We start from the raw sequence: 13,678 nt of genomic DNA, 5'->3' as shown, positions 1-13,678 counted from the left end.
TCCTGTCTTAGCGTGCCGGCTGAGTAGTCGCAGAGGACTGCTCAAAGTGATAGCGACCGGTTTTCAGGCTGCTTGGCCCTTTGCGTGCGAACTTGAACATCAGGAACAGTTCGGCCACCAGGAACAGCGTGTAAAGACCGCAAATCAGCACCATTGAGAAGATAAGATCGCCTGCTGTCAGCGACGAGTTCGCCACAGCGGTTGGCAAGACTTCACCAATTGCCCACGGTTGACGACCGTACTCGGCGACAAACCAACCCGCTTCCACAGCAATCCATGGCAGCGGTAAGCCGTAGAACGCCGCGCGCAGCAGCCATTTTTTCTCACCGATGCGGTTACGAATAACGGTCCAGAAGGAGGCACCGATAATCAGCAGCATCAGCACACCGCACGCCACCATGATACGGAAGGCAAAGTACAGCGGCGCAACGCGTGGGATAGAGTCTTTGGTCGCTTTGGCAATCTGCTCTTCCGTCGCATCTGCCACGTTCGGCGTATAGCGTTTCAGCAACAGGCCATAACCCAGATCTTTCTTCACATCGTTAAACTGTTCACGCACAGCCGGATCGGTTGCTCCAGAACGCAGCTGTTCGAGCAGCGAGTAAGCTTTCATCCCGTTACGGATACGCTCTTCGTGCTGCACCATCAAATCTTTCAGACCGGTAACCTGTTTATCAACAGAACGGGTCGCGATGATGCCCAGTGCGTAAGGAATCTGAATAGAAAGGTGGTTTTCCTGCTTATCCTGATCAGGAATACCAAACAGCGTGAACGACGCCGGAGCAGGCTGGGTTTCCCATTCTGCTTCAATGGCCGCCAGTTTGGTTTTCTGCACATCGCCCATTTCGTAGCCGGATTCATCACCCAGAACGATAACGGAAAGAATCGCCGCCATACCGAAGCTTGCTGCGATAGCAAAGGAACGCTTAGCGAACGCGAAGTCACGACCTTTAAGCATGTACCAGGAGCTGATAGCGAGCACGAACATCGCGCCGGTGACGTAACCTGAAGCCACGGTGTGAACGAATTTCACCTGGGCTACCGGGTTCAGTACCAGCTCGGAGAAGCTCACCATCTCCATACGCATGGTTTCAAAGTTGAAGTCGGAAGCGATTGGGTTTTGCATCCAACCGTTTGCCACCAGGATCCACAGTGCGGACAAGTTTGAACCCAGCGCAACCAGCCAGGTCACCGCCATGTGCTGCACTTTACCCAGGCGATCCCAACCGAAGAAGAACAGACCTACAAAGGTGGATTCGAGGAAGAAGGCCATCAGACCTTCAATGGCCAGCGGCGCACCGAAGATATCGCCCACGTAGTGGGAGTAGTAAGACCAGTTAGTCCCGAACTGGAACTCCATGGTCAGGCCGGTGGCCACGCCCAGTGCGAAGTTGATACCAAACAACTTGCCCCAGAACTTGGTCATATCTTTATAAATCTGTTTGCCGGAAAGGACGTAAACCGTTTCCATGATGGCCAGCAGGAACGCCATACCGAGCGTCAGTGGCACAAAAAGGAAGTGGTACATCGCGGTCAAGGCAAACTGTAAGCGCGACAGTTCGACTATATCTAACATCATGACTCCTTGCTCATCGCATGAAGACTCCGAGAATGAACCTGCGGACAGGGTTCATACACATGCCCCAATACAAATTTATTTGCGCCCTCCCCCACTGCTGACCGTTCGCGTTAACCGATATCAGTCGTGAGCAAAGGTTACAAATACGTTATAAAACAACTCAATTGATCCCTAAAATATATTACTCTGTAATATCCTTACAATAAACAGGTTTTTATTGTATTAGATTTACGATTTTCGACGGTGATCAATTTATAGCTAATCAGGCGGGTTGCAGCCACTTTGATCCAGGACAATTTAACTACTTTTATGGAGCATATCCAGTATTTACGTATTGATATAAATCAATTTTATCTATTTTTGTTAATAATGTTTTTATTAGATGTGATCGGTGAAATGAATGTTAAATGTATGTTTAAAAATTATCTCAGAGTATTTTCATGGAGGGATAATGCGAAAAAAGAGACGAGAGTTTTTAACGGAAGAAGAAATTTAAAGAATGAAGTTATGCAGAATAGTTAATGTTAGCCGACTCACAGTATTTTGCCAGGAAACCTGAACCCTTTTTGAATAATTACATTTTATTCACTTGAAATGCAGACAAAATTAACACCATCACTTTATTATTCAAAAAAGAGGCAAAATCGGTCAGACCAGCTTTTGCCTCTGCACAGACTTATTTTACACGCGCGATGCTAAAGGTTCGCGACTGGCAAGGGAGGAACCGCACGGATGTGTGACAAATATCATCACCCTCTGCGCCTGCAAGCGGTTGTTCATCCATCCGCGTTTCAACACTCTTCACCTGATGTTGATTGAACGCAATCTGCGCGTCCGAACACTCCATCGCCGACGGGTTATAGAGCCGAACAATCAGTTCAGGCCTGTCTTCTGCTTTCTTCAGCGCGCTGAGCGCACAGCCGACGGAAGAAAGAGTGAGAAGGCTATAGTGCTCCGGCACGGTAATGGCCGCGCGATTAAGCTTCATCGCATTCCAGGGAATTTTGTTATAGCACTGAACGGGCGTGAGCCAGCTTCGCGCCTGTTGCGCCACGCCCGCATTCAATGGCGTTCCGCTAAACGGCCACAGACTGAAGCGGCAGTGCAGCGTGCCGCGCAGCTGTGAATCCGGTACTGGCATTTTGATTCCCGAAGGGCGGCCAGGCCGCAGGAGCAGATCCTCTTTTCCCAGAAGCCCAACGCCACGCAACAGCGTTAACGCGAACGCGCTGTTATCTTCACCGATGATTTCAACCTCACGCAGCCCTTCGCTGAATAACGCGATACCGTTAACCCCATGCTGTAAAACAGCATAGTTAAGGAAATTCCAGACCGGTATCGGGGCTTCTTTCCAGCCTTCCTGCTCCCAGTCGCGCATGGCCTCATCCTTAACCGGGCGCATCATCGAACCAAACTGGGTATCGGTCAGCACCGTTTGCGCACGATACGGTACAGGCAGGCGAACACGTAGACGATGATCGTCAGCCTGATTAACGACCCGCACATCAAAATCAATGCGCTTACTGTTGTCGCTCAGCATAATGATGGTTTCGATCTCCACATGCCCACTACATTTTCGTGCGGCGCGCTCGGCCAGATTGCGTGGAACGGCTAGCGTACTGCGTAAAATCGCTTTGCTGCGCCAGCCTTCCTGCACGATCTCTACGTTATGCGGATACGCAGCAGACGTTAATACCCAGTCCTCTCTCGGCGGCGAATAGTCATATTCATCGCCATCATCACCGCTCTCTTCGAACTCCAGCGCCCGGTCGTAGACCAGCCCGCTCTCTTTATCTTCCATTCTGAGCGTCCCGTCGGCGTTGAGCGAGATACGCCATGCCCTATTTTCCAGCATCGAATTCGCCGTAGGAGGGACATTTTTCACCTCGCCCGTTTCGCCTGCAATCACCCGCAGTGAAATGTACCCCATCGCCGGAAGCACCCGCCGCAGCTGGATGTCATACTCCATAAACGGTTCATAATTTCCGTAGTGGACAATTTGCCGGTCTATCAGGCCCGGGTCGATTTCACGGCTGGCGCGAATAAAGTACGGCACCGCCTCACCCTGCTCATCCACCAGCCGGAACTGGCTGGCGCGCAGACGAATCGTGGTGTCGATAACTTCATCGCGCGGCCACGGCATCAGGTTGAATAACCCCAGTCGGTCACCTTCACAGGCGGGCATATTGTCGACAACTTTACGCAGATAAAAGCGAATCAGGTTATCGGCCATGTCTTCCGCCAGCCAGAAACGCGCGGCAATTTCCTGATGAACGTTGTCGCTACAGCAGCAACCAATGCTGTCATGGGCGTGGTTTTTGAGGATCTCCTTCCACATTTTCTCCAGCAGGCCATGGTGATAGTCAAAGCCCAATGACCAGGCCATCGCGGCCAGTGGTTCAAGGATATTGACGATTTTGTTTTCAATACGCGCGTGCGCAATTTTGATATCCATGCGCGTTGAGCCAATGGTGCGATGCACGCGCATATATTTACCGTCGTTAAATTCACCTGTCAGCGTCGCCAGCTTCGCGCGCTGCGCTTCGATTTGTTCAAAAACCGTTTCGAAGCGGCTCATCACAAATTCACGTTGTGGATAAATTTCTCGCAGTTTGTCCATCACCGCAAAGATATTCTGCTGAAGCGGCATCTGATCGTGACCGTTAGGCAGCAGAATCTCTTTGGTGATTGAGGCGTTCTCCAGAACGGTAAAGTAGTTATCAAGACGTTTACGCAGCCCTGCTTCATCGTCAGGTAAGTACTTACCAATGGCGTAACCCAACGGCAGCACCTGCGCCACCACTTCGCTGCCATCCTGGCTTTGCCAGAGAAATTCGGTTTTATCGCTGCCATGGCGCTCCGAGCAGCCACGCCAGAACATCGCCCGTTTAATACCAAAACCGTTGTAGATATGCGGTAGTTGCCCGGACATTCCGAAGGAATCCGGCAGGTAACCGATTTTCATCGGCTCACCAAACGCGGGACAGTCGCGCATCCCGTACATCAGGTTGCGGACGATAGATTCCCCCGCGACAAGGGTCGTATCGGTTTGCGTATACCACGGGCCGATAATCAGTTTACCCGCCTGAACCAGCGCTTTGACGCGCTCGCGGTTTTCCGGCACCACAGCAAAGTAATCTTCAAGAATCGCCGTCTGCCCATCCAGCACGTAATATTTATACTCATCATCCTGCTCCAGCCGGGTCAGGATTTCCGCCATATTGTTAACCAGTAAAATTCGCGACTCTTCAGTGGTGAAGTACCACTCTCTGTCCCAGTGCATATGCGGTGTAATGTGAACGCGAGATACAGCTTTCATCTTCGTTTCCTGAATCAGTCAAAAGGTTAGTCAATGGCTTGTGTGTTGTAGGTTCCGGCCTGAATCGCCTGACGGCGCCACAGCACCAGAATGCAGGTAGAAATTGCGGTACCTATCAACGCCGCGCCGAACCAGCCAGCCGCAGCCATCACGCGCCCCAGCCCGCCATCCTGTAATAAAAAGAGAGAGAAAATACCTGCGCCCGGCGTTTGCAGGCCGATGTTCATCGCACCGACGATCGCGCCCGTCGCCATCGAACCGATCACAAACGAACCGATTACCCGTAGCGGATCTTCAATCGCCATCGGGATCGCCCCTTCGGTGATCCCTGCAAGACCCAACAGCCAGGTGGATTTACCTGTTTCGATCTCAAACGATTTAAATAGTCGGGGGGCAATCATTGTGGATGCGGTGACGGTAAACGCGGAGACCATTTTGACGGAAGCGAAGATGGCGTACGGGCCGTACACACCATTTGCCATCGCCCCGAGACAGAAGGCATAAGCGGCTTTATTTACCGGCCCGCCGAGGTCAAACGAACACATAACGCCAATAATGGCGCCAAGCATCAACGCATTACTGCCCGATAAACCATTCAACCAGGCCGTAAGGCTGTTGTTGATCCATGCCACGGGTTCACCGATAACAAACAACATCAGGCTTCCCGCAGTCAGCGTGCCAATGACCGGGTAGAGATAGAACGTCAGGAAACCGTTAAAGCGGCTGCTCAGGCGGATGTGATTTTTTACCCAACGCATCAGATAGCCGGCGATCAAACCACCGGCAATCGCCCCTAAAAATCCTGAACCAATCATGTTGGCGGCAAGCCCTGCCGCAAATCCCGGAGCCAGCGCCGGTTTATCGGCCAGTGAATACGCCGTGTAGGCCGCCAGCACAGGCACCATCAGGATCCCAAGCATGCCTCCGCCAAGTTTACGGTAAAGCCACAGCCACGAGTTCTCCTCGTTAAACAGGTGCTGTAAATCAAACATCTGCGCGAGCAACACCGCCACTGCCAGTACGGTCCCCCCCGCGACAATCAAGGGTACGGCAAAAGAAATGCCGCTAAGCAGCGCCTGTTTTAATTCCGTTTTAAAACCGAGTCGGGTCGTCTCCTGAACGACCGTCGTCCGCGTTTCATTGACCGGTTCCAGCGCCAGCGCCTGCTTTATCAGCCTTTCCGCATGCTTAATCGGCTCGGCAACCGGTACGCTTAGCGAAGGAATACCGCGAAACCGCTCTGCATCTTTAATCGCGACTTCTGCTGCGAAAATAGCCGCCTGGGCGGTTGCCAGTTGATCTGAAGTCAATCGGCCTTCAATGCCATTCGCCCCCTGCTTTTCAACCACCACACGCACGCCCAGTTTGTGTCCGGCCTTTTCCAGATATTCTGCAGCCATATAGGTATGTGCAATCCCTGCCGGGCAAGCCGTCACGCAGACAATCAAAGGCGTATCGTCAGATAGAGAGGACGTCTTCTCTGGCGTGGTCAGGGAGAGCGCAGACAATAACGCCTGCGGTGTCGTCGCATTCATCACCGCCGCGCGCACAGTGTCATCAACTAACGCGCTGGTAAGTTGGGTAAGGATTTCAATATGCGTCGAGCCCGCCTCGGATGGCGGAATCGCCAGCAGAAAAATAAGATTGACGCTCTCCGGGCCGTCCACACCTTCCCACTGCAATGGCTCGGCTAACGTCGCCACGGCGAACGCCGCTTCTTTTACCGCAGCGCTTTTACCATGCGGCACCGCCAGACCTTCACCAAGCGCAGTCGGCCCGATGCTTTCACGATGAAAAACTTCCTGTAAATAGGTTTGGGGATCATCGATTTTACCCAGCTCAGCCAGCCGCTTCGCCAGTTCGCAAATTGCCTCATCCCGGCTGTTAAACCGGGCGTTAAGGCAAATTGCACTGGGGTGTGTCAACGCCAATAAATTCATCACGTTCCTTCCTGTGTCATAAAGCCTGCGCACCACCGCGCAGAAAGTACGCATTTTGCCCAGGAAATTAATACCATTATGTGATCAATTTCACTTCATAGTGATAATTTGTATTTAATTTGTATTGTTTACAATGTTCCATAACTGCGCATAATTAGCCGAAATCATCTTTTTTTTGTTTTGTCACTGAACGGAATCGTTATGAGTCAGAAACCTCTCTATCGTCAGATTGCCGATGCCATTCGCCAGCGAATTGAGCGCGGAGAGTTAAAAGCGGGAGATGCTCTGCCTACGGAAGCCGCTCTTCAGACAGAATATGGCGTCAGCCGGGTAACCGTGCGCCAGGCGCTTAAACAGCTCACCGAGCAAAAGGTGATTGAGAGCATTCAGGGCAGCGGCAGTTACGTAAAAGAGGAACGGGTTAATTATGATATCTATCAACTCACCGGCTTTTACGAGAAAATTGCTGATCGCCATGTGCAAACACACAGTGAAGTACGCGTGTTCGAAGTGATTACCGCCGATGACAGCCTGAGAGAAAAACTTCAGCTTCAGGCCGGCGAGAAAGTCTGGCACATCAAACGCGTGCGTTTTCTGAAACAAAAGCCAATGGCACTGGAAGAGACGTGGATGCCGCTCTCGCTATTTCCCGATCTCACCTGGAGCGTGATGGAAGGATCGAAGTACCATTTTATCGAAGAGACCAAAAAGCTGGTGATTGATCGCAGCGAGCAGGAAGTGATCCCCCTTCTTCCTGACGCGGAAACAATTGATGCCCTGGAGCTTGCGCCGGGTAAACCCATCCTGGAGAAAATCTCGCGCGGTTTTCTGAGCGATGGGCGGATCTTCGAATACAGCCGCAATGCTTTTAAAAGCGACGATTACCGCTTTACGCTGGTTGCCCGCCGTCAGCATTAAATGAGCTGCGGTTCTATAAATCAGAGCACTGAATAAATATCAGCCATCTCATTTCGCGAAATTTATAGTAATTTCTTATTTTACAATGAATTACATCTTTCTCGTTTTCCCTGACTCACGGCTGTTTTTATAATCGCGCCGCTAACTGGGTGCAATTTATGCGCACTTACACAGGGAATTCAGGAAAGGATACGCTATGGTTCATGTAAAATATCTGCTGGCGCCCGCGTTACTGTGCTGCACGTTGCACGTCTGGGCCGAAGACACCGTCGATAAAGCCAACAACCCGCTACATCTGGCAACATCATTGTCTGTTCAGGACTACTGCACCCCAAACCTCTACGACAGCGATCAGCACACCAACGATACGCTACTGCGTGCCACCATGCCTGTTGCCGCAGGCGATCTCATTCCGGTGCCGCAAATTCTGCGCTTAACGGCCCCCATCGCCACGCGCCCGCAGGTTTCCGGTGGTTATGACACCGGGCTGGGTGATATCAACCTGTTCGATATTTTTCTGCTTAAGCAAAAAGGCGTGATGCTGGGCGTCGGGCCACTGATAACCGCCAATACCGCATCGAGTGATGAACTGGGGACCGGGCAGTGGCAGACCGGGCTGGCGGCAGTCGCCGTCGATACATCACCTCAATGGTTAAAAGTGGCGCTGGTGCAATGGCAAAAAAGTTTCGCCGGCGATGATGACCGTAGCCATGTTGAAACCGCCACCTTCCAGCCGTTTGTTATCTACAAAATGTCAAAGGGCTGGTATATGCGTTCCAGCGGCATCTGGACGTACAACATCAAAAACGATGATTACTATGTTCCGGTGGGATTAGGTGTGGGGCGTGCGATGCCGATTGGCGGGTATATCGTCAATAGCTTTGTGGAGCCGCAGTGGACCGTCGCCCACAGAGGGGATTATCAGCCGCAGTTTACGCTTTATGCGGGGTTCAGCGTGATGCTGAAATAAGCCTTCTGCTGGCAACGCGCTCGCTGTAGGCATTGCCTGATGCGCTTCGCTTATCAGGCCTACAAAATATGTGCAATTCATTGAAATTGCATTCTATTGTAGGCTTGTTAAGCACTGCGCACCCGGCAAAAAAGCAAATTACAGGAACCCTACATTTTCGCTTTTACGCGCGCAATCGCCTCTTCATAAGTGGGTTTGTTTTTTTCTGCATTCGCCAGTTGATAATGCCTTAATGCGTCTGCATTTTGCCCGGCATTTTCATAGATTTTCGCGATGTTATAATACGAGTTAGCCCGCGTTGTTGCCGCATTAGCCCCACTCGCCAGTGAAATAGCTTTGCGATTAGCCCAGATCGCTTCCGCAATTTGGCCATTTTTCTGATAAGCCAGCCCAAGATTACTGAAGGCCTGGCCGTAATTACCATCTAATTCAGTTGCTCGCTGGAAATAGCCAATAGCCTGCTCAAGCTGACCATTTTTATAGATAGCCTCACCTTCGCGGTTATACTGTTTTGCCAGCGTAATATCACCACTATGTTGTACTACAGGGGCTGACGTTGCGGCCATTGTTGCAGACGCTAACACGTTGGGTAAGTCACTTACTCCCTGAGGGCGATCGCCAAAGTTGGCACCCGTTATGGTGTTGATATCTTCAAACTCGCCGTTGGGATTGAGCTTAAATACCGTCCAGATATTCCCTGTTTTTCCCACGGGAACGCTATAACTGCGCACCAGAGAACTGCCTACATAAACAAATACTTTCGCACTGCTGGCGGAAAGCCGGTCGCTTTCAGGGCGTGCGTTATTGCTAAAGTCCTGAACCGCATAGATGTAGCTATCACCGAAATGCTTTTTGCTGATAGTGACGGTTTCAGGACCATAGCTGTCCGTATCATCAACGTCAAGATTCGCATCAACGCCTTCTTTATGCCTAAAAAAGACATGTCCACCCGGGAACATGAGATGCGAATCAAGATCATAGGGCGTATTCCCCCAGTTCAGTACCACACGCATTCCATCAAGGTTGGTCATCACCGGACTAATGGCGTAAGTCATCCCAGCGCAAGGACATTTAACAACCAGGTTAGAATAACCTTCTTTTTTTACGATCAATAACGCGTCCTGATCGTCAGAGAATGTCGATGCCAGTTCAACGCGACCGGATGCATTAGTTACCCCCGTCACCGACTGCGCGCCATTGCGCTGCAAAGTCACCGATGCGCCGTCGATATGTTTATCCTTAACCGTTGCACTTAATATATCGACGTTGATGGGAGAAGCCTGAATGCCACAACTCATCCCTAATGATGCGAATGCCATCGCCAATGCCACTTTTTTCATCAATAAGTCCTTTTAACGATATGAGAACAGAAAATCTGGCAGCATTATTACGGAAAGGGAGGCAAAGAACAGAGCGACAGGCAATTTTGAGAATTGCGCCCGGTAGAAGTTACGATAAATAAAAAAGGCCATCATACGATGGCCAACCATGTCGAAATCGAACATATAAGGCTCCCCTGCTCCATATTTCTTGAAGCTTACCGGGGAGCTGAGAGGATTTTTATCCCAGTACCACTTTCAGCGCTTCGCCGATATCGGCCAGGCTGCGAACGGTACGAACGCCAGCCGCTTCCAGTGCAGCAAACTTCTCGTCTGCCGTACCTTTACCGCCCGCGATGATGGCGCCAGCATGGCCCATACGTTTGCCTTTCGGCGCAGTAACGCCCGCGATGTAACCAACAACCGGTTTAGTGACGTGATCTTTAATGTACGCCGCCGCTTCTTCTTCCGCGCTGCCGCCGATCTCACCGATCATCACGATCGCTTCAGTCTGCGGATCTTCCTGGAACATTTTCAGGATATCGATGAAGTTAGAGCCCGGAATAGGGTCACCGCCGATGCCCACACAGGTGGACTGGCCGAAGCCGTAGTCGGTGGTCTGTTTAACCGCTTCATAAGTCAGGGTACCGGAACGGGAAACGATGCCCACTTTACCCGGCTTATGAATGTGGCCTGGCTGGATACCGATTTTGCACGCGCCCGGGGTGATAACGCCTGGGCAGTTCGGGCCAATCATGCGCACGCCTGCTTCGTCCAGCTTCACTTTCACGGTCAGCATATCCAGCGTCGGGATACCTTCGGTGATGGTGATAATCAGTTTGATGCCTGCATCAATAGCTTCCAGAATGGAATCTTTGCAGAACGGTGCCGGAACGTAGATAACCGATGCGGTAGCGCCGGTGGCTTCTACAGCTTCGCGCACGGTGTTAAATACTGGCAGACCCAGATGCGTGGTGCCGCCTTTACCTGGCGTTACGCCGCCAACCATCTGCGTACCGTAAGCAATCGCCTGCTCGGAGTGGAAAGTCCCCTGGCTACCGGTGAAGCCCTGACAGATAACCTTGGTGTTTTTATCAATTAAAATGGACATTATTTCCCCTCCACTGCTGCAACAACTTGTACTGCTGCATCCGTCAGACCTTTCGCTGCAATAATATTCAGGCCACTATCAGCCAGTTTCTTCGCGCCGAGTTCGGCGTTGTTACCTTCCAGACGAACAACAACCGGTACGTTTACGCCAACTTCTTCTACCGCACCGATAATGCCGTCAGCGATCAGGTCGCAACGGACGATACCGCCGAAGATGTTAACCAGAACGGCTTTCACTTTGTCATCGGAAAGGATGATTTTGAATGCTTCGGTCACGCGCTCTTTGGTTGCGCCGCCGCCAACATCGAGGAAGTTAGCCGGTTCGCCGCCGTGCAGTTTAACGATGTCCATGGTGCCCATTGCCAGGCCCGCACCGTTAACCATGCAACCAATGTTACCGTCCAGCGCAACGTAGTTCAGTTCCCACTGTGCAGCCTGCGCTTCACGCGGATCTTCCTGAGACTGGTCACGCATTTCGCGCAGGTCAGCCTGGCGGAACAGTGCGTTACCATCAGCGCCCAGTTTGCCATCGAGGCAGATCAGGTCGCCTTGTTTGGTGATAACCAGCGGGTTGATTTCAATCAGCGCCAGGTCGCGCTCAAGGAAGATGGTCGCCAGACCCATGAAGATTTTAGTGAACTGCTGAACCTGCTTACCTTCCAGACCCAGTTTGAATGCCAGTTCGCGACCCTGATACGGCATCGGGCCCGCCAGCGGATCCAGTGCTACTTTGTGGATCAGGTGCGGGGTTTCTTCCGCCACTTTCTCGATTTCCACGCCGCCTTCGGTAGACGCCATGAAGACCACGCGACGAGAGGAACGATCGACTACCGCGCCCAGATAGAGTTCTTTATCAATATCCGTCGCTGCTTCAACCAAAATCTGGTTAACCGGTTGACCGTGCGCATCCGTTTGGTAGGTCACCAGACGTTTACCCAGCCAGTGCTCAGCAAAAGCGCGAATTTCTTCTTTGCTCTTCACGACTTTCACACCGCCCGCTTTACCGCGGCCACCAGCGTGAACCTGACATTTTACTACCCACGGACCTGCACCGATTTTTGAAGCGGCTTCTTCTGCTTCACGCGGAGTAGTACAGGCATAACCCACCGGAGCCGGTAAGCCATAGCGGGCAAAAAGTTGTTTTGCCTGATATTCATGTAAGTTCATGTGTTCTATCCATCCTTCAGGTAATCATCGCCAGGCTATATTCATCCTGACTTTCTTTGTTTCGCCGGAGAGCCTAACGCTCTCCGGCCTACAGGTGATGCTCCTGTCCGGCGACGCGCGCCGGACAAAGTGACTACACGTCCAGCAGCAGGCGAGTCGGGTCTTCCAGCAGCTCTTTAATCGCCACCAGGAAACCAACCGACTCACGGCCATCGATCAGACGGTGGTCGTAAGAGAGAGCCAGGTACATCATCGGCAGAATTTCTACCTTACCATCCACAGCCATTGGGCGATCTTTAATGGCGTGCATGCCCAGGATAGCGCTCTGCGGCGGGTTGATGATAGGGGTAGACATCAGAGAACCGAAAACACCACCATTTGTAATGGTAAAGTTGCCGCCGGTAAGATCTTCTACTGTCAATTTGCCATCACGCCCTTTCAGCGCCAGCTCTTTAATGCGTTTTTCGATGTCAGCCATGCCCAGAGAATCAACATCACGCAGAACCGGGGTCACCAGGCCGCGCGGCGTAGACACTGCCATGCTCACGTCGAAGTAGTTGTGATAAACCACATCTTCGCCATCAATGGACGCGTTCACTTCCGGGTAGCGTTTCAGCGCTTCAACAACCGCTTTCACGTAGAAGGACATGAAGCCCAGACGGATGCCGTGACGCTTCTCAAACACTTCACCGTACTGCTTACGCAGATCCATAATCGGCTTCATGTTGACTTCGTTGAACGTGGTCAGCATGGCGGTGGAGTTTTTCGCTTCCAGCAGACGCTCTGCCACACGCTTACGCAGGCGAGTCATCGGGACGCGTTTTTCGCTACGGCCAGCCAGCGGTGCAACCGGCGCTGCAGCTGCTGCAGCGGCAGGCGCTTCCGCTTTAGCCGGCGCTTTCGCCAGGTGTTTTTCTACGTCTTCACGGGTGATGCGACCACCGACGCCCGTGCCTTTAATGGCGCTGGCTTCGAGGTTGTGTTCACCCAACAGACGGCGAATCGCCGGGCTGAGCGCATCGTTGTTTTGTTCTTCCAGAGACGCCTGCTGACGCTGCGCCGGAGTAGAATCTTTTGCTTCAGACTTGGCGCTGGTTTCTTTCCCGGCGCTGTTGCCTTCACGCAGGCGACCCAGGAGCTGACGAGAGGTTACGGTCGTGCCTTCGTCTTCCAGGACTGCATCCAGAATGCCGTCTGCCGACGCCGGTACTTCCAGTACCACTTTGTCAGTTTCGATTTCTACCAGCACTTCATCACGAACAACCGCGTCGCCAGGTTTTTTATGCCAGGTTGCGACGGTGGCATCTGCTACGGATTCAGGCAGGTCAGGGACCAGAATATCTACGCTACTCATTG

10 protein-coding genes are annotated in these 13,678 nt (G+C 52.0%); 2 read left to right on the top strand and 8 right to left on the bottom strand.

Going from position 1 to position 13,678, the window contains the following annotated elements; translation table 11 throughout:
* Window positions 1-7: 7 nt before the first annotated feature.
* From cydA to mngA, 3 genes are all read right to left on the bottom strand, one after another.
* Window positions 8-1,576 carry a cytochrome ubiquinol oxidase subunit I gene (cydA, locus tag F0Q32_RS19770; protein ID WP_149464558.1) on the bottom strand — a complete coding sequence of 523 codons (1,569 nt, stop codon included), beginning with the start codon at window positions 1,574-1,576 and terminating at the stop codon, window positions 8-10.
* A gap of 679 nt (window positions 1,577-2,255) precedes the next feature.
* On the bottom strand, window positions 2,256-4,898 hold the full coding sequence (gene mngB, locus F0Q32_RS19765) for a mannosylglycerate hydrolase (protein ID WP_149464436.1): 2,643 nt from the start codon (window positions 4,896-4,898) through the stop codon (window positions 2,256-2,258).
* Between the two features lie 26 nt (window positions 4,899-4,924).
* Entirely contained in the window at window positions 4,925-6,838 is a 1,914-nt protein-coding gene (gene mngA, locus F0Q32_RS19760; protein ID WP_188016894.1) for a PTS 2-O-a-mannosyl-D-glycerate transporter subunit IIABC, read from the bottom strand.
* A 201-nt stretch (window positions 6,839-7,039) separates the two neighbouring features.
* Here mngA and F0Q32_RS19755 point away from each other — a divergent pair, with 201 nt between their 5' ends.
* Together F0Q32_RS19755 and F0Q32_RS19750 are read left to right on the top strand one after the other, a co-directional pair.
* Window positions 7,040-7,756, top strand: a complete 717-nt coding sequence (locus tag F0Q32_RS19755; RefSeq protein WP_149464434.1) for a GntR family transcriptional regulator — start codon at window positions 7,040-7,042, stop codon at window positions 7,754-7,756.
* A gap of 196 nt (window positions 7,757-7,952) precedes the next feature.
* On the top strand, window positions 7,953-8,726 hold the full coding sequence (locus F0Q32_RS19750; RefSeq protein WP_149464433.1) for a hypothetical protein: 774 nt from the start codon (window positions 7,953-7,955) through the stop codon (window positions 8,724-8,726).
* A gap of 149 nt (window positions 8,727-8,875) precedes the next feature.
* Here F0Q32_RS19750 and F0Q32_RS19745 read toward each other — a convergent pair whose 3' ends face one another.
* From F0Q32_RS19745 to odhB, 5 genes are all read right to left on the bottom strand, one after another.
* Window positions 8,876-10,066, bottom strand: a complete 1,191-nt coding sequence (locus tag F0Q32_RS19745; RefSeq protein WP_149464432.1) for a tetratricopeptide repeat protein — start codon at window positions 10,064-10,066, stop codon at window positions 8,876-8,878.
* Window positions 10,067-10,078: 12 nt separating this feature from the next.
* On the bottom strand, window positions 10,079-10,231 hold the full coding sequence (locus F0Q32_RS26210; protein WP_188016890.1) for a hypothetical protein: 153 nt from the start codon (window positions 10,229-10,231) through the stop codon (window positions 10,079-10,081).
* A gap of 55 nt (window positions 10,232-10,286) precedes the next feature.
* A complete protein-coding gene (gene sucD / locus F0Q32_RS19740) occupies window positions 10,287-11,156 on the bottom strand; it encodes a succinate--CoA ligase subunit alpha (RefSeq protein ID WP_015965312.1) in 870 nt (289 codons plus the stop codon).
* Window positions 11,156-12,322, bottom strand: a complete 1,167-nt coding sequence (sucC, locus tag F0Q32_RS19735) for an ADP-forming succinate--CoA ligase subunit beta (protein WP_108473876.1) — start codon at window positions 12,320-12,322, stop codon at window positions 11,156-11,158. Before sucC ends, sucD begins: the two co-directional genes overlap by 1 nt.
* 133 nt (window positions 12,323-12,455) lie before the next feature.
* The gene (odhB, locus tag F0Q32_RS19730) at window positions 12,456-13,676 is read right to left on the bottom strand and encodes a 2-oxoglutarate dehydrogenase complex dihydrolipoyllysine-residue succinyltransferase (RefSeq protein ID WP_149464431.1); all 1,221 of its coding nucleotides are present in this window, start codon (window positions 13,674-13,676) and stop codon (window positions 12,456-12,458) included.
* Between the last annotated feature and the right edge of the window lie 2 nt (window positions 13,677-13,678).

Origin of the sequence: Pseudocitrobacter sp. 73 (assembly GCF_008369545.1) — a bacterium.
Taxonomy (GTDB): Bacteria; Pseudomonadota; Gammaproteobacteria; order Enterobacterales; family Enterobacteriaceae; genus Pseudocitrobacter; species Pseudocitrobacter vendiensis.
Note: the sequence above shows the minus strand (reverse complement) of the source record. Positions and strands in the feature narration are given on the sequence as shown.